Genomic DNA, 22,655 nt, shown 5'->3' with positions numbered 1-22,655 from the left:
CGGGAGCCTCGTTGCGCACGTTCGCGCGCGGCCTTTCGCCCGTCACGAATGCACGCCATAATGGCGCATGCAATTGACCTCGCGCCTTGCGCTGATGAACTGGCTGACCGGCCAGGGGCTCACGGGCCTTCCCGAAAACGAACTGCTCCGCGGCTTCTGCGAGCGCTGCCGCGCCGAGGGGCTGGAGCTGTCGCGTGCGCTGGTCGTGATCGACACGCTGCATCCGATCTATGAGGGCCGCGGCTTCCGCTGGAGCGACCGTCCCAGCAACGAGAGCGACGCGTTCGAATACCGCTCGACCGCCGAGGGCGACGCCGCCGCAAGCTGGCGCCGCTCGGTGTTCTTCCACATGCTGGAGCATGGCCACGACGAGATGGTGATCGATCTGGCCGACGCGCCGTCGATGGATTTCTCCCAGATCGGCGAGCTCGCCGAAAAAGGCCACAAGCACTATCTCGCCTTCGTGCATCGCTTCGGCGAGAACGGCGCGCTCGGCCTGATGGACTGCCTCTACTCCTGCTGGACCACGCGCCGCGACAGCGGCTTCTCCGGCGGCGCGCTCGAAGCGCTGCGCGATCTCGTGCCGGTGCTGGGGCTCGCGATCAAATCGGCCCAGCAGGTCGACATCGCGCGCACGCTCGGGCGCGTCTATCTCGGCCGCGACGCCTCCGAGCAGGTGCTGCGCGGCCGCATCTCGCGCGGCGTCACCGAGCGCATCAACGCCGTGCTCTGGTACTCGGATCTGCGCGGTTCGACCGGAATCAGCGAGAGCATCGGCCCCGACGAGATCATCCCGTTCCTCAACGACTACGCGCAGGCCGTGATCGACGCGATCCACGAGGCCGGCGGCGACGTGCTCAAGCTGATCGGGGACGGCGTGCTCGCGATGTTCTGGGGTGAGGACATGGCGGATGCGCGGCGCGCTGCGCTCCGCGCCGAGCATCTGTTCCGCAAGAACGTCGCGGCGCTGAACAAGCGGCGCGAGGCCGACGGCCGTCCGACCACGTCGGCCTATATCGGCCTGCATGTCGGTGAGGTCTTCTATGGCAATATCGGCAGCGAGGACCGGCTCGATTTCACGGTGGTCGGCCCGACCGTCAACGAGGTCAGCCGCATCGCCTCGATGAGCCGCTCGGTCGACCGCGAGCTGTTGGCATCGGCGGAATTCTACAAGGGCCTGGATGCCGCCGGCCGGCGCTATCTCGTCTCCACCGGCCGCTACGCGCTGCGCGGCATCGGCCGCGCGCAGGATCTCTACACGCTCGATCCCGAGGTCGACGCCAGCGAGCCGGTGACGGGCAGCTACGAGCGGTACCTGGCGAATTAGCACCGCGCCGCGACTTCATCCCCCACCATGTCCGGCTGCCGATCCAGCGCCACGGCCGGCGACAGCCAGATCACCAGCGCCTGCGCGCCGAACACGGCGGCCGCGAGATAAAGGCAGGCTTCGGCGCTCCAGAGGCCGCCGACGACCGCGCCCAGCGCCGAGCCGAGCGGGCGCGCGCCGTAGCTCATGATGTTGATGGCAGAGACGCGGCCCAAGAGGCGTGGCGGCGTCACCGACTGGCGCAGCGTCGTGGTCGAAATCACCCAGAGGATCGGCCCGACGCCGAGCAGGAAGAAGCTCAACGCCGCGAGCCAGGGCGAGGGGACCAGCACCGTCAGCGCCATCACCACAGCTGCAACGAAGCCCGTCACCGGGCCGAGGCCGACGACGGTGCCGAAAGCCACGCGCTGCATCACGCGCGTCGCGAACAGCGCGCCGATCACCATGCCGACGCCGTACATGGTCAGCACCGTGCCGACGCCGGCGGCGGTGAGGCCGAGATGGCGCACGGCATAGGGCACGAACACCGCGATCTGCAGGAACCAGCCGGTGTTGAAGATGAACTGGGTGATGAACACCGGCCGCAGCAGCGGATGATGGAATACGAAGGCCGCGCCTTCGCGGATATCCTGGAACGGATGTCGCCGCGGGGCGGGCGCGCGCGCCGGTTCGAAGATGCCCGAGAGCAGCACCACCGCAATCGCCGAGAGCGCCGCGGCGAAGCCGAACGCCGGGCTCGCGCCCCACCATCCCACCAGTGCGCCGCCGAGGGCGGGTCCGCTGGCAAAGGCGACGGTGCGCGCCAGCTCGATCCGGGCATTCGCCGCCGGCAGGAGGTCGGAGCTCACCAACGACGGCACCAGCGCCGGCGCGGCCACGCTGTAGACGACGGTGCCGCACACGGCTGCGAAGCCGAGCAGCGCCAGCAGCGGAAGATTGAGGGCGCCGAGCGCGAGTAGCAGCACGATTGTCCCGAGGGCCACCGCCCGCAGCGCCTCGGCCCCGGCCATCAGCGAGCGGCGCGAGATGCGGTCGGCGAGCAGGCCGGCCGGAATCGCGAACAGCACGAAGGGCAGGGTCAGCGCGGTCTGCAGCAGGCCGGTCTGGCCTTCCGCGACCCCGAGCGTGAGCACGGCGACGATGGGAGCTGCGGCCAGCGCGATCTGCTCGGCCGACTGCGCCGCGAGGTTGGACCAGGCGAGGCGGCCAAAGGTGTCGGGGAGGCGAGGCGGGTTTGACATGGCTCATTTCCTGCAAAGTCGGGTTGGCGCCAGTATCCGGCGCCAACGGCCGCCAAACCCACCCGCTTCCCGACACGGCGGCGAATAACGGCAGGAACGGGAACCCATGCCGCTAGATGCAGTTGCAAATGAGTTGCAATAAGACTCGATTTCGGTATTCTCGCCCCATGGATGCCCGATCGCCTGATTTGAGTCCCGACGTCGCCGGCTGGCGCGCTGATGCGCCCGTCACCAAAAGTCTCGCCGAGGTCAACGCCACGGTCGCCATTCCGGCCGCGGGCCGCTGGTGGCGCCGGCTGCTCGCCTTTGTCGGCCCGGGCTATCTGGTCTCGGTCGGCTACATGGACCCCGGCAATTGGGCGACCGACCTCGCCGGTGGCTCCAAGTTCGGCTACACGCTGCTGTCGGTCATCCTGCTTTCGAATTTGATGGCGATCCTGCTGCAGTCGCTGGCGGCACGGCTCGGCATCGTCACCGACCGCGACCTCGCGCAGGCCTGCCGCGCCACCTATTCGCCGGCGGTGAATTTCCTGCTCTGGCTCGCCTGCGAGGCGGCGATCATTGCCTGCGATCTCGCCGAGGTCATCGGCACCGCGATCGCGCTGAAGCTGCTGTTCGGCATTCCCCTGATCGGCGGCGCGCTGCTCGCGGCCCTCGATGCGTTCCTGCTGCTGCTGCTGATGAATCGCGGCTTCCGCTTCCTCGAAGCCTTCGTCATCGCACTCCTGGCGGTGATCGCGGTCTGCTTCGCGGTCCAGATCGTGGCTGCGGCGCCGCCGGTTGCGGAGGTCCTGCACGGCTTCATGCCGAAGAGCGAGATCTTCACCAACCCCGAGATGCTCTACATCGCGATCGGGATCATCGGCGCGACAGTGATGCCGCATAATCTCTATTTGCATTCCTCGATCGTGCAGACGCGCGCCTATGAGCGCAATGACACCGGCCGGCGCGAGGCGATCAAATGGGCGACGACGGACTCGACCATCGCCCTGATGCTGGCGCTGTTCATCAATGCCGCGATCCTGGTGGTCGCAGCCGCAACCTTCCACAAGAGCGGCCATTCCGACGTTGCCGAGATCGGCCAGGCCTTCGAGCTGCTGTCGCCGCTGCTCGGCCTCGGCATCGCCTCGACGCTGTTCGCGGTGGCGTTGCTCGCCTCCGGCCTGAACTCGACGGTGACGGCGACGCTCGCCGGCCAGATCGTGATGGAAGGCTTTCTCGACCTGCGCCTGCCGAGCTGGGCGCGCCGCCTGCTCACCCGCGGCATCGCCATCGTTCCGGTGATCGTGGTGACGGCGATCTATGGCGAGCGCGGCACCGCTGATCTGCTGGTGTTCAGCCAGGTCGTGCTGTCGATGCAGCTGCCGTTTGCGGTGATCCCGCTCGTCCGCTTCGTCTCCGACCGTCGCAAGATGGGGCAGTTCGCGATTCCGGGATATGTCGCGGCGATCGCGTGGATCGTCGCGGGCGTCATCGTGATTTTGAACGTGAAGCTGCTGGTAGATACGCTGTTCGGGTGAGGGCGGCGGCTATCTATCCGGCCCGTTCAAGTGGGCCTTGCTCGAACGGCCCCAGATCAGGCAGCGAGCGTGACCTTTGCGAAAGTGAGCATCTGCCCCGTTAGATGTCTTAGCTGGCGACTTTGCTTTCGATTTCGCGCGCAGGGGTTGCAAAACCTGGAGTCGGAACTCGATTTGGCAAACTGTCACTTTTCAATTTGTGCGGCGCGCGTATACTAGTTGCAATTGCTGACCGGGCGTACAATAATAACCCCTGTTTCAGCATTGATTTTGCTTCCGGCGGGATGATCGGCGGATCCTGCGCCGGACCAAGAGCGGCCACTGCAATTCTCCGGACTCATCTATCGGTTGTGCGCGAATAGAGTTGGCGCACGAAATTTTTGATTTGATCGTTTGGATTGTTCGACAGCTTGTTTTTCTGCTGAGCGGGTTCACGCCTCGAAGGGGCGATGTTCAAGCCAGAACGCGTTGGTAATTTCGTTCAAGTCATTGATGAGTGTGTGCTGCCGTGACCAGGTGTCCCGCTTGTTCAGCCCGTATTTCCCGCGAGCATCGCTTCTGCTCTCAATGTGGCGCGAGTCTCAATCGTAACGCGGAGGAGCCGGGCGCCCCCGAGCGCGATGCGCACGTCGTCCAGCTGCACCATCATCTTCCCGTTCGCTCGCAGATGCTGACTGAAAACAAGCAGGTCAGCGTGCTGTTCGTCGACGTCTGCAATTCGACCTCCCTTTTGCAGCATGTCGACCCCGAGGAAGCCCGCGCCTATCTCGGCAGGGCATTGGACCGGTTGGCTGACGCGGTCGAGACCTATGGCGGCACGGTGAGCCAGTTGCTCGGCGATGGCCTCGTCGCCTTGTTCGGCGCGCCCGTGGCGCAGGAGGACCACGCCCTGCGGGCGTGCCTTGCCGCTCTCAAGATGCAGAGAGCATCCATTCCAGCCCAAGATATCGGAGGCGTCGTCAGCCCGACGCTGCGCATCGGTATCAATTCGGGCGAGGTGCTGGTCGGTATCGTCGGACAGTACCGGTGGTCGCACTACGGCGCGGACGGAAAGACAATCCATCTCGCTTCGCGACTTGAGAAGATGGCGCCGCCCGGCGGCATCCTGATCAGCGCCGCGACGCAGCGGCTGGTCGCGCAGCAGATCGACACGCGTACGGCGGGCGTGCGGATCGTGCGCGGACTGGATGTTCCGATCGAAGTGCATGAAGTCGTGGTGGAGACCGAAAGTTCGGCGGCCGCGCCATTGACGCGGAAGCCGCGCTGGGCGCCTCTGATCGGACGCGAAGACACCTTGAGGGTCCTGGAAGGGACCCTGGAGACCGTTCAAAAGTCCGGAATGCGAACCATCGGGTTGTGTGGCGATGCCGGGATCGGCAAGTCGCGCCTGATCGTCGACTGGATGGACAGCCTCGCGCAAGAGGGCGTGGACGTCTGCTTTTCGCAGGCGAGAGGGTATGCGAGCACGCGGGCCTACAGCACCGCCACCGATCTGACCGCAAGTTTGGTCGGGCTTGCGCAAACCAGCGCGGCAGACATTCGGCATTCCGCCAAGCAGGCGTTGATTGCGAAATGGCCCGATGACGGCGCCGAGCATCTGGCGGCGGTCAATGATCTCTTGGGACTTGCGGCGCCGGATGAGGCCTGGCTGGCGCTGAACCCGGCGCAACGACGGCGCCGGATCGGCGAGGCGTTGCTCTGGCTCGTGCGCAGACGCGTGCGGTCCGGCGCTTTCCTGCTCGTGCTCGAGGACGTCTTCCTGGCCGACCGCGAGAGCCGGCGGCTGTTCGAGGGCCTGCTTCCAAAACTTCAGGCGATGCCGGTCCTGATTTGCGTCACTTATCGCCCGGATTTCGACCATCAGTGGCGTCGGGCGTCCTGGTTTTCCGAGCGCGTGATCGAGCCGCTGGGCGACGGAGAAATGCTCCAGCTCGCGCGCGCCTGTCTCGGCGATGATCCGTCCGTGCTTGGCGTCATGACCGAACTGGTCGCGCGCGCCGACGGCAATCCCTTCTTCCTGGAGCAACTGGTTTTCACGCTGATCGATGACGGGTCGCTGGAAGGGACCCCCGGCGCCTACCGTTTGCAGAGGCCTCTCGGAGAGCTGCGGGTGCCGGGCTCCATCGCGGCGGTGATCGGGGCGCGGGTCGACAGGCTGCCCGAAGCCGCAAAGTCGGCGCTCGAGGCTGCGGCCATCCTTGGTGATCCCATCACGCGCGATCTGGTTGCCGCGATGCAGGCCGTGGACCTCGATCGCGCCGAAGAATTGCTAGGCCTTTGTGTCGCATCCGGATTGCTGACGAGTCCGGATCAGGCGAGGGGCTCGCACGGATCGCACGCCTTCGCGTTCCGCCATGCCTTGGTCCGTGACGTCGTGCTTGGGGTGCTCACGCGCGCCAGGCTCAAGGCGCTGCATCGCCAGGCCTTCCTGGCGCTGCACGCCCAGCCCGGGGCCGCCGATGTCGATGCCGCGCCGGCACTGGCGCATCATGCCTTCGGGGGCGAGGAATGGGAGCAGGCGGCAAGATTCGCCGTCAAGTCGATGGCGCGTGCCATCTCGCGCTCGGCCAATCGGGAGGCCGTCCAATTGCTGGAGAAGGGCATCCAGGCGGCACGGCGCGTCGAGGGCGCGACGACCGCCCAGACCCTGGAGCTCGCGCTCCGGCTGGAGGCCATTGGCGCAATGCTGGCTCTCGGGCAGATCGACGAGATCTTCGACAACATGGAGCGGGCTGAAGCCATCGCCGTGCAACTGAACGATCAGCGTGCACGAGCGGCGGTTTCGACCGAGACGGCAGTGTTTCTGTGGATGCGCGGACGTTTCGAGCAAGGTCTGGGCTACGCTTCGCAGGGACTGGAAGCGGCTCGCCTCGCACAGCGTCGTCACATGATGATGGCGGCGCATCAGACCCGCCTCATGCATCTGCATGCGCTCGGGCGGTACGCGGACGCGGCGGCCGAAGGCCGCATCCTGCTGTCGGACTACGAACCGGAATTGTCGGCGCATTATGTCCAGCCGGGCTGGGCGGCGATTCCGATCATCAACCTGTACGCATTTCATGCCAGCACGCTGTGGCGCCTCGGGGATGGCGGTGCGGCGGACGATTTCTTCGCCAAGAGCTATGAGATTCTGTCGAACATCGATCACCCATATTCCCGTCTGTTGATCGACACGGTCCAATCGCAGATCTGGGTCGAACGCGAGGAGCTCGACCGTGCCGAGTCCCTGATGCGCACGGGTGTGCAGCAATGCATGACGCACAACGTGCCGACCATGCTGTCCGTCTGCACCGGCGTTCTTGGCAGCGCGCTGGCGCGCAATGGCAAGGCTGCCGAAGCGGTGCCCATGCTGGAGAAGGGATTCGCCGATCGCATCTACGAGGCGGCCGGCCCCTATGGCAGGACGTTCATGCGCGTCAGCCTGGGTGTCGCCTATCGCAAGCTCGGACGACTGGACGATGCGATCGCCGTCGGACGCAAGGCGGTCGAGCAGGCCGCCGAGGAATACGGACACCAGACCGAAGCCCTGTACGAGCTCGCCGAAACGCTGCGGCAAGTCGGCGATCAGGCCGGGGCCGAAGCGCATTTCAAGCGAACCGCCGAGGCGGCGGAGCGTCTGGGCATGCCTCACTACCGGATGCGGGCCGCCGCGGCGCTCGCAGATTGGCGGAAGGACGGGTACGCAGCATGAAAATCTCAGCTGGCACTCCTGATGCAATGCCGCCGGGGCTCCGCAGCCTCTCCTATGGGATCTTCTGTTGGGCCAATCGCCGTCCGAGGGCGTTGCGAGCCGTCGGTGCCCTGTTTCGGCTTTGGCCGTTTGCGGGGGGCTGGTTCGGCATGGCGGCGCGCGCCAGTGCGGTCAAGAGTGTCCTGACCAGGCCGCAGAGTTTCTCGAACTCTGCCCATGCGGCCAATCTGGCCGCCGGCGATTACCTGATTGGCATGGATCCGGGCCCTACCTACCACGACGACCGGCGTCTGCTCGATGCCCGGTTGGCTTTGCTGGCTGCGAGCTTGCCGGCCGCGGCCGATCAGGAGGTTCAGCGACGCGTCGAGCAGCTTGGGCAACTCGGCACGAACAAGTCGTTCGACCTCATTGACGACTACCTGATGTGGATCGTGTTTCGAGCGATGGATCCGCTGTTCGGGGCGGCAACGGGCAAGGTGGTCGCGGGCGCGCATGGCAATTTCAACGACCCCGGGCTGCAACGGCAATATCTCCTGGAAATCAGATATGTCGCAGGCCAGCTCCTTGCCGGAAGCACTGCGACGCTGAGGGTCCAGCGACGGGCAGAACTTTGCTCGGATGCGTTGCGGGCACGTATCGCCGCCGTGAGCCGCGACATCGAACAGGCTTGGGGTGTCCACAGCACCGCCAGCGCCATCACGCGGAATGCCGCCGGTCTTGCCTGGATTTCGCATCCGGTCACGGTGCAGTCGGGGGCGCTGGCCGTGCAGGAGTTGCTCGGGCGCTCCGGGGTTCACCGGGCCTTGCGGGCGGAAGCCGAGCGGCTCGGGCCGGCCCGCGTTTGGCAAGACGCCAAGTTCCGCGATCTGGTGCGCGAGCACGTGCTCGAGCTGATGCGCTTTCGGCCCATCTTTCCGCTGCTCGCGCGCGACGTGCCGCGCGATACGGAATTCGAGACCGGGGCGCGGCACAACGCGCCGTGCTCCGCTGGCGGCAAGATGGCAATCTGGTCGATCGCCGCCCTGTTCGATTCCAGGGTGGTCAAGAAGAGCCGTCAGTTCTGTCCCGCCCGCAATTGGGGGCCGCATCAGGATTTGCGCTGGCTGATGTTCGGGTACGGCACCCGCCAATGTCCCGCCAAGGATTACGCGGTCGAGATCCTGACAAGTGCGCTCATTGGTCTGCTGATCCTGCCCGAGCTGCGGCTCACGCGGGGCGAGGGCAAGGCCATCGCCTATGACGGCCCATTGATGTCCCGCATGCGCGTGAACTTCGTCTGACGGATTGGGAAGGACAGTCCATGCTCAAAATGGTCCGTCAGCAGATGATCTGCATCATTGCGCCAGGCTGGCGCGGCGCGGTGGATTTTTCCGACTCGGGAGACATGCAGTCCGCGCTGAATGCACTGTTTGAGGATGTTGCGGTCATTCAATTCGCGTCCATCGCACTGTTGCCGGCGCGCACGGATGCACAGGAGCAGGCGCCGTCGCTGATGCTCGAGCTTGCCGTCGAGGAAGGCATCGATCCCAAGGACATGCTGTACAGGCTGGTCCATCATCCCAGCGGCGCGATGTGGTCGCTCTTCAGCTCTTACTGGCCCGGCGGCGGGCCTCCGCTGGTGAGCGCGCGCAACGGACAATTGTTCGACAAGCTGATCGGGTGGCTCAGTCTCGCCGATGGCGGTTTCGTCGGTCCTCGCGACCGAACGGCCCGCCAGATCAGGAAGGAGCATGACCTCCTGATATGGACCCGGGACGAGGGACGCAAGTTGAGAGCCATGTACGGCGATGACCGTGCATCGTTCGCGCTTGCGCTGGCGCAGCGGGCATTCCAGGACCCGCGCTTCGACTGGGCGATGCAGCCTGCACCGCGGTCCTATTGGCGCGGGAAGGGTGCGAGCATCTCGGCAAAGGTCGGCTATGGGCTCACGATTTTCGGCTTGTGGCTGGCCCTGGTCTGGCTCGTGGGCGCGCTGCCGAAAGGATTGTTCGGCGCGATCACCTGGTTCGTCGGCGCATCCAATCCCCCGATGCAGTCCGTGGTGGACGTCATAAGCACTGTGAGCATGGAGATCGTGTGGGCGAGCGTCAGGGCGCTTCTCGCTTTTGTCGCGCTGCTGTTCCTGGGGTGGCTGCTCCTGGTCGCGCTGCCGGCCCTGTTCGCGCCCTGGCGGCGATGGGTGGACAGCGTCCGCCGCGAACTCGAACGGCCGACCGAGACGTGGTCGTCATTCTCCACCCGTGTGGTCGGCTGGATCGTGGTCGTGCCGTTGCTCGTTGCCATTTTGGTGTGCGCGGTAGTCTTCGTCTTCTATCCCAAGCCGATCATGGAAGGGATCACGGCTTTGACTGCGCGGGTTCCGGGATGGGAGCTCGCCCTCTTCGGCGTGCTTGCGATCGTCGCGCTGCTCTGCATCGGGACCTTCTTCTCCTGGATCAATCGCCGGTTTGAGGCCTTGAGCAAGTGGTTCTTCCATCCCTACGAAGACGATGTTGCCCGGGCCCAGCAGGTTCATCCGTCAATCGACCAGTGCGAAGCGCTGTTGGCCAGTGGGACCGCGCACATGGTCAGCCTGACTGATATCCGCAGCCCGAACGGATGGAGTGCCTGGTGGATCCGTGTGTCCCTGCGTGTCGTGACCTTCTTTGGGCGGGTGTTCTTCACCGAGGGGCGGCTCGGTGATGCACCGGGTATCCATTTCGGCCATTGGCACATTATCGAGGACGGCCGGCGCTTTCTATTCTGCTCGAACTATGACGGCAATTTCGGCGGTTACCTCGACGATTTCATCAACGGCGCGACGATCGGGACTACGTTGGCCTGGCGATGGACGACGCTGAGGCCGCGGGGATCGGCGGCGGTCGGGCAGCCGGACATCAAGGTGCCGCGCGATTTTCCGCCGACGCGTTTCGTGCTTTTTCGCGGGGTGAAGTGCGAGTTGAAATTCAAGTCCTACGCCCGCGACAGCATGCTTCCGCACATGTATCGCTTCGACGCGTGCAAAGCGACGATCGAGGAGATCGACCTCGCGACCGGGCTGCGCGATGCCCTGTTCGGCGAGCGCAACGACAGGAACGACGACTTCATCATGAGGGCGATCGAAACATGAAGGCTTCGCATCTCTCCGAACAGCTCGAGGACATTCAGGGAATGCTCGGAAGCGGCTTTGGCTGGTTGAAGACCAGCCGCTTCTGGCTGCTGACGATCAAGGCGGGCCGCGAGGACGATGCCCGGGCGTGGCTCGCAGGGCTCGTCGACAAGAAGCTGGTCGTCAGTGCCGCCGACGTCAGGAAATCGAGGACCCACCCCGTCGACGATGCCGTCGCGATCGCTTTCAGCTATTTGGGGCTGGCAAAGCTCGGATGCGACGAGACTGCTGCGCATCCGTTCCCGTCCCCGTTCAGCAGCGGCATGGGCTGCGACCTGCGCGCGTTGCTGTTGAGGGACAGCCCGCGAGAATGGCGCTGGTCCGATGTTGAAGGCGGTGCCGGCGACCCCGTGCATGTCCTGGTTGGCGAATGGAGAATGCGACGGAGCGCTGCCGAGATGGCGAGCGCGCCGGAGAAGTCAGCAGAACTGGATCCTGATCCCAGCGTGTTCGATGTCATCAAGATCGACAACGATCCCTGCGCCTTCCAGCAGAAGGCGGGCGACGAAGAAGAGAGATTGTACGAGTCCTTCGGGTTTCGCGATGGCCTCGCGCAGCCTGTGATCAGCGAGCTTAGGGAAGAGCGCGGCGCCGAGCGCAGGAAGATCAGGCGGGATGCCGGCATCCTGTACGAGGATCGCGTCGTCGCCCCGGGGGAATTCATTCTGGGCTATCGCAACGAATATGACGAGCTGACCTATTGCCCCAACGTCAAGCGATGGCCGGGCGATGCCACGTATACGAGCGGCCGCTTCGCGCTGAACGGAACCTATCTCGCGGTTCGCCAGATCGAGCAGGATGTCGACGCGTTCGCGAAATTTGAAGCGGTCTACGGCCAGGCCGTCTGCGAGAAGGTGATGGGCCGTCGAAAGAATGGAAAGCCATTGTCGTGGCAGGGCGATCCCGACGTTTCGATTTCGGATTCGAAAGCCGATGCATTTCGCTTTCGTGTCGACGACGCGAACGGCTTTGGCTGTCCGAAGGGAGCCCATATCCGCCGGGTCAATCCGAGGGATACGCTCGGCATCGACGTGCAATCGAGCATCAAGTCGGTCAAGCTGCACCGGCTGCTGCGCCGAGGTCGGCCCTATCGCGAGGAGGTTGCGAACGATAAGCCGCGCAAGGGCATCTTCTTCATCGCGTGCAACGCCGATCTCGAGCGGCAGTTCGAGTTCATCTACCAGCGCTGGTTGCGAAATCCCCGGTTCGTCTGCCTCAACGACCAGGACGACCCTCTCGTCGGCAAGCCCGCTGCCACCAGGAGCTTCTCCATGCCGGGATTGGCAAGCGGCGAGGAAGTGTCGCTGGCTGCTTTTACGCGGACGCTGGGGGGAGGCTATTTCTTCCTTCCCGGAATCTCTGCGCTCAAATTCATCCTCGGCCGCGAGGGCACCTCCAAAGCGGTCGGCTCAGAGGCCGTCGCAGCCTTGGCGCCCTGAAAGCCGGCGCGAGGCCGAAGGGTCAATCTTGAGGGTTAATCCTGCGGCTCGGACGCCGCGTCGCCCTGCGCGTCGATGCGCAGCCAGCCCGAAGGCGCGAGGCGCTGCTGCGGCAGGAAGCGGGCCTTGTAGTCCATCTTCTTCGAGCCCTCGATCCAGTAGCCGAGATAGACGTAAGGCAACCCTTGCCGACGGGCGCGGGCGATGTGGTCGAGGATCATGAAGGTGCCCATCGAGCGGCTGACCTGGCCCGGCTCGAAGAATGAATAGACCATCGACAGGCCGTCGCTGAGCACATCGGTGAGTGCGACCGCGATCAGCTCCTCGCCGCGGCCGGTGATGCCGCTGTCGGGGCCGCGCTTGCGATATTCGATAATGCGGGTCTCGACATGGCTGTCCTCGACCATCATGGCGTAGTCGAGCACGGTCATGTCGGCCATGCCGCCATGGCGGTGGCGGGCGTCGAGATAGGCACGGAACACCGAATATTGCTCGGAGGTCGGCACCGCGCTGCGCTGCTCGCCGATGATGTCGGCGTTGCGCGCCATCACCTTGCGGAAGTTGCGGGAGGGGCGGAACTCGTTGGCGATGACCCGGACCGAGACGCAGGCGCGGCACTGGTCGCAGGCCGGCCGGTAGGCGATCGACTGGCTGCGGCGGAAGCCGCCATGGGTCAGGAGGTCGTTGAGGTCACCGGCGCGCTCTCCCACGAGGTGCGTGAAGACCTTGCGCTCATGCCGACCCGGCAGATACGGGCAGGGGGACGGCGCCGTAAGGTAAAATTGGGGGGTATCGCGCGAGTGCTGGGTCAAGGGACGTCGTGGGCCTCCAAAGTGAGTATCAGCATCGCGCTACGGAAGCCCCCGGTCAATTGGTCAGCTCGGCAGGTCAGGTCAGCTGTCACCTTAGTGGATCCCGGTTAGTAGGCGGTTGATCACCAGGTCCTTGCCGCCTGCGGCACCGGCGCGCGGACGGAATTGTTGATCACGACCGTTCCCAGCACGAAATCGTGCAGTAAGCGCCGGCGGCCGTTGAACAGGCCGAGCAGCACGACGAAAGGCGTCAGGAAGCAGACCGTCACATAGAACAGCACGGCATGGGTGGCGCCGAGCACGAAGTAACCGGGTGCGCCGTACCAGGTGCGTAGCTCCAGATCCATCAGCCGCATGCCGATCGTTCCGGACGAGGGACCGCCAATGCAGGCGCCGTAATAGACGATCGCCCAGACCACGGAGGCCGGCCAGGCGATCCCGAACAGGAGAAAGCCAAAGCCGAGGGTGACCACGCCGAATACGAAGATGAAGACATAGCCGAGGATCACCGGCACTGAGACGATGACCATGTCGATCAGGAAGGCGAACGCTCGCCGCGTCGCGACACCGCGAAACAATTCCGGATGCAGGTCAGGGTCGTAGGCGTGCGGCTGCGCGCCGCCGTCATTGCGCCAGGCGCCCGAATTGCCCGAGTCATACGACATGATCCGTCCTCCCAGAGGGAAACAGAAGGAAAACCCTCAAGGCAGGACATGGGAACAGGCTCTTCTCCTGCCAAGGGCGCAGGGACGTTAACAAGCCGAAATATTCCGGCGATTCGGGGGCGGATGGGGCGCGGCGCTGACGCGCAGGAAACCGGTGACGTAGCAACCATTAAGAGCTAGGCTTCTTTTTCGATCCATGGCGTGCCGCGCTGTACGACAGTATTGGCGTAAATGAGGAGCTTCCTGGCGCAGGCGATGAGTGCTGCGTTGTGGACCTTGCCCCTGGCCATGAGACGGGCGTACAGCGCCATCAGGGCCCTGTTCCAACGGAATGCTGCCGGAAGGGCCGCCGCAAACAAGGAGCGCCGCAGGCGGCTGCGGCCTCCGGCGATTTTGCGCTGTCCGCGGTGCTGGCCGCTATCCGAATCGAAGGGAGCCAGCCCGGCCAATGCTGCGGCTTCCTCTCGACTGACGCGGCCGAGCTCCGGCATGCGGATGACGATCGCCAGCGCCGTGCGCTCGCCAATGCCGGGAATGCTCAGCACCAGTTTGAGCCGCTTGGCCAGATCGTCATAGGCGCGAAGGCGCTTGGCGATGTCACGGATCTGGGTCGACTTGCGTGCCTTCAGCCTGGCGATGTCGCTGTTGACGATGCGGCGCAAGGCAGGCTCGTCGATGTGCTCAAGCCGAGTCTTGAAGCGCCTGATGTCCTCCTCGATCTGCTCGAGGAAGGTCAGATAGTCGGCCAATTCGGTCAATCGCGGATCCGGCGCGACCTCTGGGGGATCGAGCGCTGCGGCGCAGGCCGCGATCAAGACCGCGTCGAGCGCATCGTTCTTGGCCCGGCGCAAATGGACCTGGCCGAACGCCTTGACCTGAAGCGGCTGCAGTAACAGCACGGCGAAGCCGGCCGACCGCAAATGCTCCACCACGCCACGTTCATAGCCGCCAGTCGCCTCGATCCCGACCCGCGTGATGCCGGCTTTGACCAGATTTGCTGCCAGAGCGCGCCAGCCCGGCAAGGCATTGGCGACCTGCCAGCGTTCGGTTAGACCGTGAACCGCGATATCGAGCTTAGCCTTGGACGTATCGATCCCAGCCGTCGTTATGCTAGTCTGTATCATCTTCCTCGACCCTGCCTTGTGAAGCGAACCAAGTTGTTCCGGCAACCATCCGGGTCCGATGAAGGTGCTGACGCGATCACGCTACGGGGCAGCCATAAACTGCTCTGGGTGGGCTCGATCCGATCGCCAGCGGCCTGTCGCGGGGTGCAAACCGCGGCAGGCCATTCCTCATGGAACAGGTCAAAGATAAACGATCGCTGGGCAAAGGCGCGTAGCGCCGTCCCACCATTGCCCGCTATCTTGCGCGATGGATGGATTGGTGGGCACGCTTCGCTTTGCCCACCCTACGGCACCTTATCCCTGCGCGCGCAGCTTCTCCGCCGCCTTCGGGGCAAAGTAGCTCAGCACGCCGTCGGCGCCGGCGCGCTTGAAGGCGAGCAGGCTTTCCATCATGGCGCGCTCGCCGTCGAGCCAGCCGTTGTTGGCGGCGGCTGCGATCATCGCGTATTCGCCCGAGACCTGGTAGGCGAAGGTCGGCATCGCAAACGTGTCCTTCACGCGGCGGACGACATCGAGATAGGGCATTCCGGGCTTCACCATCACCATGTCGGCGCCTTCAGCGATGTCGAGCTCGACCTCGCGCAGCGCTTCGTCGGTGTTGGCGCTGTCCATCTGATAGGTGCGCTTGTCGCCGGTCAGCGTCTTGGCCGAACCGATGGCGTCGCGGAACGGGCCGTAGAAGGCCGAGGCGTATTTCGCGGCGTAGGCCATGATCTGCACGTCGAGCAGGCCGGTGCGGTCCAGCCCCTCACGGATCGCGGCGACGCGGCCGTCCATCATGTCGGAGGGCGCGATGATGTCGCAGCCGGCTTCGGCCTGCACCAGCGCCTGACGCACCAGCACGGCGACCGTCTCGTCGTTGAGGATCCTGCCGTCCGAGATCAGGCCGTCATGGCCGTGGCTGGTGAAGGGGTCGAGCGCGACGTCGCAGAGAATGCCGATCTCCGGAAACTCCTTCTTGATCGCGCGCACCGCCTGGCAGACCAGATTGTTCGGGTTGGTCGCTTCGGAGCCTTCCTCGTCGCGCAAAGACGGCTCGGTGTAGGGAAACAGCGCGAGGCAGGGGATGGTGAGCTTCATGGCGCGCTCGGCCTCACGCACGGCCTGGTCGACGCTGAGGCGCTCGACGCCCGGCATCGAGGCAACCTGCTCGCGCTTGTTGTGGCCGTCGATCAGGAACAGCGGCCAGATCAGATCGTCGGTGGTGAGGACGTTCTCGCGCACCATCCGCCGGGCCCATTCGGCCTTGCGGTTGCGGCGCGGGCGGACGGTCAGATCGAGGGCATGGGGCACCGCCGCTCCCTCGCGGCGCGAAACCTCGCGCAATTCGATCGGACGTCCGTATTTGATCGCCATCACTCTTCCTCCGGCTGGAATTATTCTTATACCAGCTCGCATGGTTCCCGCCACCGCGGCTTGACCTGCCGCAAGGCAGAATTGAGCTGACCTTGGCCGTCGAGCTTGGGCGCCGATTGATTTTGCGGGCCGAAGCAGCCAGAAGGGGGCCATGTCCGAGATTTCCACCCGCGATGCGGCCCGTGACGGCAGCCCCAGGGACGCCGTCAGAGACAGCGCCAGAGACAGCGCCAGAGACAGCGCGATGTCGGTGGCTGCGATCTCGTCGGAGCGCTCGGAGTCCGACGACAATGTCTGGACGCGCCGCCTCGTGCTGTTCCTGCGGGTGATGGCGCTGCTCTCGATCCTGAAGGGTCTCTATCACTGGGCGCAGGTGACGGGCTTCGTCGGCGGCGAGGACGAGGCGTTCGAGAACCAGTCGATGGCCTGGCAGGCCGCGACCGTCTATTTCGCGGTGATCGAGCTCGTCGCCGCGGTCGGCCTGTGGCTGGCAACGCCGTGGGGCGCCGTGGTGTGGCTCACCACCGTGGTGTCGATGGCGGTGATCGAGCTGATGTTCCCGGGCATCTACGGCGGCAGCCTGATCGTCGTCGGCGTCGAAGCCTTCATGCTCGCCGCCTATCTCGCGCTCGCCTGGATGGCCGCGCGCGAACGGCCGCCGTAGCACAACGCGCGCTCTCGTGCCCCGACGCAATGCAGCGCGCCGCGCTTGTGGCGTGATGCGTTGCAGAGCCGGGGCCCATCTCTCCGCGATCTCGTTTGTGGCCCTCTGGGTCCCGGCTCTGCGCTCCGCTTCGCTGCGCTTGTCCGGGACACGAGAGCGGAGGCGCGGAGTTGTGCCGGATTGGTTGACCGTTGGTTGCCTAAAATTTGCGGTAAGTTTTCGTTGACCAGCCGGTTCCGCCACAGCCGTTACGCGCCCGTTTCGAAACGGAGCGGGGCTGTTCTGGAATGCGACAGTTGCGGCGGACGGAGGGTGAACAGGACCTTGCGAAGGTCAACAGAGGCTTTCGAAAAGTGCTTGTGGCACAGGCTTAATCCGCAATTCACTGTCTTAAATTCATGATCTCTTTATTCTCTTATTTAAGCCGATCTTCAAACGAGCCCCTTAAGTTGCGCCTATCAGACGGGACACAAGTTTCGTCGAATAAGTGTCGATAAAAACGACAACAGGGGAAGTGTCATGATGAAAGCCGTCGCAACTGCGGCAGATACCGCAGAGCGCGTCTCCGGCCAGCAGGGTTCGGTGCAGTCGCTCTATCTGGAAGCTTTGACTCTGGTGGAGCGGCTGCATCGCCGGCTCCTCGACGTGATCAAGGACGAATTCGATCGCCGCGGCCGCGCGGACATCAACTCGGTGCAGGCTCTCCTGCTCTACAACATCGGCGACAAGGAGCTGACCGCGGGCGAGCTGCGCACGCGCGGTTACTATCTCGGCTCCAACGTCTCCTACAATCTGAAGAAGCTCGTCGAGCTCGGCTTCCTCGACCATCAGCGCTCGCGCGTTGATCGCCGCTCGGTGCGCATTCGCCTGACCCCGCAGGGCCAGGAAGTCCGCCGCATCGTCGATGCGCTCTACCAGAAGCACGTCAAGACGGTGGAGCAGGTCGGCGGCATCTCGGGCGAGGAATTCTCGACCCTCAACAAGTCACTGCACCGCCTCGAGCGGTTCTGGACCGACCAGATCCTGTATCGGCTCTGAGTTTCCAAGGGATAAGGCCAAGCCGGCCCGCAACAAGACCGGCAAGCCGCCCGAACGTGCCTAACTTCCCCAGCGCGCCGGCCCGGAGTTGCCCCGGACCGGTGCGTTTTGCATTTTGCACCTGCGAAGAAAATTTTGCGACCCGAGGAACCAGTTCCGGGCCTGGCGCTTATCTCCTTCGGATCGGAGAAAGGTCGATGCTGGTCGAGCGCGGGCTGCAGGCGATGAACGTGGAACTCGTGAGCGAGGCCTACGCCATCGCCGCGAACTACCTTCGCCGTTCCGGCGCGATCCCCGATACGCTCGTCACCGACGAACGCCTGCTCGGGATCATCATCAAGCTGCTCCAGAACGGGGAGTTCAACAAGATCCGGCTCGCCAACACGGCGATCGCCCGGTTCCAGGCGCAGGCCGAGGCCCGCGCCGTTGCCTGATCAACAGTCCCAAAATACCGACGAAGCCAGAATATCGCACGAACCAGAGGGTGCCATGGAAGCCGCCATCGACCGCATCATGCAGACCTATGACCTTCTCGCCAACCGCACCGCCGCGGCCAGCGAGGAGGCGAGGGAGAAGGTCACGAACTATCTCAACATCCTGATGGAAGCGGGCGAGAAGGACACCCACCGGTTGACGGTCTGCGGCCTGACCTATCTGCGCCAGCTCGACGGCAGCGTGGACCCGGTGAAGGCGGGGTATACCGGGCTGTGACAGGCAGCCGGCGGCTCCACGGATGAGGAGTTAGGGCCCAAAGCGGCCCCATTCGGGAGGGGTGGACGGGCGGCTCTCCAGAGCCGGCCCAAGTGCCGAAAACCGCCACCCTCCACCATATCTTGCATAAATATCAGGCCCGACCCGCAAATGCTTGGCCTGTTGCGGGCGATGTGGTAGATCGCGCTCGCCGCTTCCGATCGCCACACCAGACCGCCCGTAGCCCGCCAAAAGGCTGCGGCGGTGGAGATATTCGCAAGATGACCGCACCCAAAACCGCCTCCGCGCCCGATTCGTTTTTCACCGCTCCGCTCGAGCAGGCCGACCCGGAAATCGCCGCCGCCATCAAGGGCGAGCTCGGCCGGCAGCGCCATGAGGTCGAGCTGATCGCCTCCGAGAACATCGTCAGCCGGGCCGTGCTGGAAGCGCAGGGTTCGGTGATGACCAACAAATACGCGGAAGGCTATCCCGGCGCGCGCTACTACGGCGGTTGTGAGTGGGTCGACGTCGCCGAGAACCTCGCGATCGACCGCGCCAAGAAGCTGTTCGGCGCCAAATTCGCCAACGTGCAGCCGAACTCCGGCAGCCAGATGAACCAGGCGGTGTTCCTGGCGCTGCTGCAGCCCGGCGACACCTTTATGGGCCTTGACCTCGCGGCGGGCGGCCATCTCACCCACGGCTCGCCCGTCAACATGAGCGGCAAGTGGTTCAAGGCCGCGCACTACACCGTGCGCCGCGAGGACCAGATCATCGACATGGATGCGGTTGCCAAGCAGGCCGAACAGGTCAAGCCGAAGCTGATCGTCGCCGGCGGCTCGGCCTATTCGCGCGCCTGGGACTTCAAGCGCTTCCGCGAGATCGCGGACAGCGTCGGCGCGTACCTCCTGGTCGACATGGCGCACTTCGCGGGCCTCGTCGCCGGCGGCGTGCATGCCTCGCCGGTGCCGCACGCCCACATCACCACGACGACGACGCACAAATCGCTGCGCGGTCCGCGCGGCGGCCTGATGCTGTGGAATGACGAGACACTGACCAAGAAGTTCAACTCGGCGATCTTCCCGGGGCTGCAGGGCGGCCCCCTGATGCACGTGATCGCGGCCAAGGCGGTCGCCTTCGGCGAGGCGCTGCGTCCGGACTTCAAGGTTTACGCCAAGAACGTCGTCGAGAACGCCAAGGCGCTGGCCGAGGCGATGAAGAGCCATGGCTTCGACATCGTTTCCGGCGGCACCGACAACCATCTGATGCTGGTCGATCTCAGGCCGAAGGGCCTGAAGGGCAACGCCTCGGAGAAGGCGCTGGTCCGCGCCGCCATCACCTGCAACAAGAACGGCATTCCATTCGACCCCGAGTCGCCGTTTGTGACCTCCGGTATTCGTCTGGGCACGCCGGCGGCGACCACCCGCGGCTTCGGCGTCGCTGAATTCCAGCAGGTCGGCGGCATGATCGCCGAGGTCCTCAACGCGATCGCGCAGTCGGACGACGGCAAGGCGCCGCTGGTGGAAGCCGCGATCAAGGAACGCGTCAAGGCGCTCACCGATCGGTTCCCGATCTATCAGTAAAGCTGGGTCACGCGGATGCGCTGTCCGAACTGCAACAGTCTCGATACGCAGGTAAAGGACTCGCGTCCGACCGAGGACTCTTCCGTGATCCGCAGGCGGCGCGTGTGCGTCGCCTGCAATTTCCGCTTCACCACCTTCGAGCGCGTGCAATTGCGCGAGCTCACGGTGATCAAGCGCAACGGCCGCCGCGTGCCGTTCGACCGCGACAAGCTGATGCGCTCGGTGCAGATCTCTTTGCGCAAGCGGCAGGTCGAGCCGGAGCGGGTGGAGAAGATGGTCTCCACTATCGTGCGCGAGCTCGAGACCGGAGGCGAGGCCGAGATCTCTTCCGAGGTGATCGGCGAGACCGTGATGGAGCATCTGCGCACCCTCGACGACGTTGCCTATGTGCGCTTCGCCTCGGTCTACCGCAATTTCCGCGAGGCCAAGGATTTCGCCGACGTGCTCGGCGAGCTCTCCGGTGAGGAGGAAGCGCGGCTCGCCGCGATCCGCAAATGATCTTCCGCATCCTGGAGGATCAGTTCGCGCAGAAGGCGCGCGAGGCCAAGGACGCCGATCTTCGTTTCATGCAGCTGGCGCTGGCGCTTGGACGCCGCGGGCAGGGACGCACCTGGCCTAACCCGGCCGTGGGCGCCGTCGTCGTCAAGGACGGTGTCATCGTCGGCCGCGGCTGGACCCAGCCAGGCGGACGGCCGCATGGCGAGCCCGAAGCCCTGCGGCGCGCAGGTGAAGCCGCACGCGGCGCCACGCTCTACGTCACGCTCGAGCCTTGCTCGCATTTCGGCAAGTCGCCGCCTTGCGCCGACGCGGTGATCGCGGCCGGCATCAAGCGGGTGGTGGCGGCGATCGAGGATCCCAATCCTGAGGTCGCGGGGCAGGGGCACGCGCGGCTGCGCGCGGCCGGGATCAATGTGGACGTGGGCCTATGCGCGGCGGAAGCCGCGTTCGATCACGCCGGGCATTTCCGCCGCATCCGGGACAAGCGTCCGCACGTGATCCTGAAGCTTGCGGTGTCGCCCGACGGCAAGATCGGCGCCGCCGGCGGCAAGCCGGTCGCGATCACGGGGGAGGGGGCGCGCAATCGCGTGCATCTCCTGCGCGCGCAGAGTGATGCCATCCTGGTCGGCATCGGCACGGTGCTGGCGGACGATCCACTTCTCACCTGCCGCCTGCCGGGCATGGCGGCGCGCTCGCCGGTGCGCGTGGTGCTCGACCAGAGCCTGCGTATTCCCGGGGCGAGCAAGCTTGTGGGCTCCGCGCGCGAGACGCCGCTCTGGGTGATGGGCTGCGACCTTGCGGAAGCCGCGGCAGCAACACGTCTCGGCGCGACCGGCGCGCAAGTGATCCGCATCCCGCCGGCAGGCGCCTCCGGGCTCGATTTGCCGGCCGCACTGCATGCGCTGGCCGGGAAGGGCATCACCCGCCTGATGGTCGAGGGCGGCAGCCGCGTTGCGGCTTCGTTCGTCGCGGCCGACCTCGTCGACGAGATCTGGCTGTTCCGCGGCGCGGAAGCGGTCGGCAGTGGCGGCGTCGATGCGCTCGATGCATTGCCCCTGTCGAAAATCACGCAGTCGCAGGCCTACAAGGTTCATGCTAGCGAAACATTCGACAAGGATACTCTCACCATCTACGAGCGCGCGTAATGTTCACCGGCATTGTCACCGATATCGGCGAGATCGTCAGCTTCACGCCCGTGGCACAGGGCCAGCTGCACCGGCTGCGCATCGCCTGCCGCTTCGATCAGACCACCATCGCCGACGGTGCCTCGATCGCCAGCAACGGCGTGTGCCTGACCGTGGTTGCGTCCGGCGTCGCAGGCGGCAAGGACTCTGAGCAAAGGACCTGGTATGACGTCGATGCTGCGGCGGAGACGCTGGCACTCACGACGGCCAAGCACTGGAAGGTCGGCACCAGGCTCAACCTCGAGCGCGCGCTCAAGATCGGCGACGAGCTCGGCGGGCATATCGTCGCCGGCCACGCCGACGGTATCGCGACCCTCGTCAGCCGCGAGGATCTGCCCGACATGGCGCGGTTCGAGCTCTCGACCACGCGGGAGCTGGCGCGGTTCATCGCGACCAAGGGCTCGATCACGCTCGACGGCGTCTCGCTCACGGTCAATACGGTCAAGGACGTGACTTTTTCGGTGCTGATCATCCCGCACACGCTCTCGGTCACGACGATCGGTGGCTGGAAGGCGGGGGACGAGGTCAATATCGAGGTCGACTTGATGGCCCGCTATGCGGCGCGGTTGACGGAAATGAAGTGACGGCAGAGCCGTCATTCCGGGATGGTCCGCAGGACCAGGCCCGGAATCTCGAGATTCCGGGTTCGATGCTTCGCATCGCCCCGGAATGACAGTG

19 protein-coding genes are annotated in these 22,655 nt (G+C 65.0%); 14 read left to right on the top strand and 5 right to left on the bottom strand.

Annotated features, from left to right (window positions below):
- Positions 1-67 precede the first annotated feature (67 nt).
- Positions 68-1,327, top strand: coding sequence for an adenylate/guanylate cyclase domain-containing protein (locus BM190_RS18685; RefSeq protein ID WP_092257520.1), 1,260 nt, complete (start codon positions 68-70; stop codon positions 1,325-1,327).
- Here BM190_RS18685 and BM190_RS18680 read toward each other — a convergent pair.
- Positions 1,324-2,568: an MFS transporter gene (locus BM190_RS18680; RefSeq protein WP_092257516.1), complete on the bottom strand. Its 1,245-nt coding sequence runs from the start codon at positions 2,566-2,568 to the stop codon at positions 1,324-1,326. The two genes, BM190_RS18685 and BM190_RS18680, sit on opposite strands and share 4 nt — an antisense overlap.
- A 167-nt stretch (positions 2,569-2,735) precedes the next feature.
- Here BM190_RS18680 and BM190_RS18675 point away from each other — a divergent pair, with 167 nt between their 5' ends.
- The 5 genes from BM190_RS18675 (at position 2,736) to BM190_RS18655 (ending at position 12,366) form a co-directional block, all read left to right on the top strand.
- Positions 2,736-4,088 carry an Nramp family divalent metal transporter gene (locus BM190_RS18675; protein ID WP_092257513.1) on the top strand — a complete coding sequence of 451 codons (1,353 nt, stop codon included), beginning with the start codon at positions 2,736-2,738 and terminating at the stop codon, positions 4,086-4,088.
- 667 nt (positions 4,089-4,755) lie between these two features.
- Complete coding sequence (locus tag BM190_RS18670; protein ID WP_244550675.1) at positions 4,756-7,779, top strand: ATP-binding protein; 3,024 nt, start codon at positions 4,756-4,758, stop codon at positions 7,777-7,779.
- Between the two features lie 149 nt (positions 7,780-7,928).
- Positions 7,929-9,059: a cytochrome P450 family protein gene (locus tag BM190_RS18665; RefSeq protein WP_244550674.1), complete on the top strand. Its 1,131-nt coding sequence runs from the start codon at positions 7,929-7,931 to the stop codon at positions 9,057-9,059.
- A gap of 20 nt (positions 9,060-9,079) precedes the next feature.
- Positions 9,080-10,888, top strand: a complete 1,809-nt coding sequence (locus BM190_RS18660) for a hypothetical protein (RefSeq protein ID WP_092257505.1) — start codon at positions 9,080-9,082, stop codon at positions 10,886-10,888.
- Positions 10,885-12,366 carry a Dyp-type peroxidase gene (locus BM190_RS18655; protein WP_092257503.1) on the top strand — a complete coding sequence of 494 codons (1,482 nt, stop codon included), beginning with the start codon at positions 10,885-10,887 and terminating at the stop codon, positions 12,364-12,366. Before BM190_RS18660 ends, BM190_RS18655 begins: the two co-directional genes overlap by 4 nt.
- Before the next feature lie 35 nt (positions 12,367-12,401).
- Here BM190_RS18655 and BM190_RS18650 read toward each other — a convergent pair whose 3' ends face one another.
- From BM190_RS18650 to hemB, 4 genes are all read right to left on the bottom strand, one after another.
- Positions 12,402-13,178: an arginyltransferase gene (locus BM190_RS18650; protein WP_018320036.1), complete on the bottom strand. Its 777-nt coding sequence runs from the start codon at positions 13,176-13,178 to the stop codon at positions 12,402-12,404.
- A gap of 122 nt (positions 13,179-13,300) precedes the next feature.
- Entirely contained in the window at positions 13,301-13,843 is a 543-nt protein-coding gene (locus BM190_RS18645) for an RDD family protein (protein WP_092257499.1), read from the bottom strand.
- Positions 13,844-14,019: 176 nt separating this feature from the next.
- Positions 14,020-14,967 carry an IS110 family RNA-guided transposase gene (locus BM190_RS18640; protein WP_092257496.1) on the bottom strand — a complete coding sequence of 316 codons (948 nt, stop codon included), beginning with the start codon at positions 14,965-14,967 and terminating at the stop codon, positions 14,020-14,022.
- 294 nt (positions 14,968-15,261) lie between these two features.
- A complete protein-coding gene (gene hemB / locus BM190_RS18635; protein WP_092257493.1) occupies positions 15,262-16,323 on the bottom strand; it encodes a porphobilinogen synthase in 1,062 nt (353 codons plus the stop codon).
- 151 nt (positions 16,324-16,474) lie between these two features.
- Between hemB and BM190_RS18630 the strand changes: the two genes are divergently transcribed.
- The 8 genes from BM190_RS18630 to BM190_RS18595 all read left to right on the top strand — a co-directional run bounded on the left by BM190_RS18630 (position 16,475) and on the right by BM190_RS18595 (position 22,561).
- The gene (locus BM190_RS18630) at positions 16,475-16,987 is read left to right on the top strand and encodes a DUF6163 family protein (protein ID WP_092257490.1); all 513 of its coding nucleotides are present in this window, start codon (positions 16,475-16,477) and stop codon (positions 16,985-16,987) included.
- Positions 16,988-17,506: 519 nt separating this feature from the next.
- Positions 17,507-18,025: a transcriptional regulator LdtR gene (gene ldtR, locus BM190_RS18625; protein ID WP_018320040.1), complete on the top strand. Its 519-nt coding sequence runs from the start codon at positions 17,507-17,509 to the stop codon at positions 18,023-18,025.
- 197 nt (positions 18,026-18,222) lie between these two features.
- Complete coding sequence (locus BM190_RS18620) at positions 18,223-18,459, top strand: hypothetical protein (protein ID WP_018320041.1); 237 nt, start codon at positions 18,223-18,225, stop codon at positions 18,457-18,459.
- 55 nt (positions 18,460-18,514) lie between these two features.
- A complete protein-coding gene (locus BM190_RS18615; protein ID WP_018320042.1) occupies positions 18,515-18,736 on the top strand; it encodes a hypothetical protein in 222 nt (73 codons plus the stop codon).
- 260 nt (positions 18,737-18,996) lie between these two features.
- Positions 18,997-20,295 (top strand): serine hydroxymethyltransferase, encoded by a 1,299-nt coding sequence (glyA, locus tag BM190_RS18610; protein WP_018320044.1) that lies wholly within the window; start codon positions 18,997-18,999, stop codon positions 20,293-20,295.
- A 15-nt stretch (positions 20,296-20,310) separates the two neighbouring features.
- Positions 20,311-20,793, top strand: a complete 483-nt coding sequence (nrdR, locus tag BM190_RS18605) for a transcriptional regulator NrdR (protein WP_011087793.1) — start codon at positions 20,311-20,313, stop codon at positions 20,791-20,793.
- Positions 20,790-21,938, top strand: coding sequence for a bifunctional diaminohydroxyphosphoribosylaminopyrimidine deaminase/5-amino-6-(5-phosphoribosylamino)uracil reductase RibD (gene ribD / locus BM190_RS18600; RefSeq protein WP_092257487.1), 1,149 nt, complete (start codon positions 20,790-20,792; stop codon positions 21,936-21,938). The genes nrdR and ribD overlap by 4 nt, the downstream gene beginning before the upstream one ends.
- Positions 21,938-22,561 carry a riboflavin synthase gene (locus BM190_RS18595; protein ID WP_092257483.1) on the top strand — a complete coding sequence of 208 codons (624 nt, stop codon included), beginning with the start codon at positions 21,938-21,940 and terminating at the stop codon, positions 22,559-22,561. Before ribD ends, BM190_RS18595 begins: the two co-directional genes overlap by 1 nt.
- Positions 22,562-22,655 lie beyond the last annotated feature (94 nt).

The sequence above is a fragment of the Bradyrhizobium sp. Rc3b genome, assembly GCF_900114915.1.
In the GTDB taxonomy this organism is placed as follows: domain Bacteria; phylum Pseudomonadota; class Alphaproteobacteria; order Rhizobiales; family Xanthobacteraceae; genus Bradyrhizobium.
Note: the sequence above shows the minus strand (reverse complement) of the source record. Positions and strands in the feature narration are given on the sequence as shown.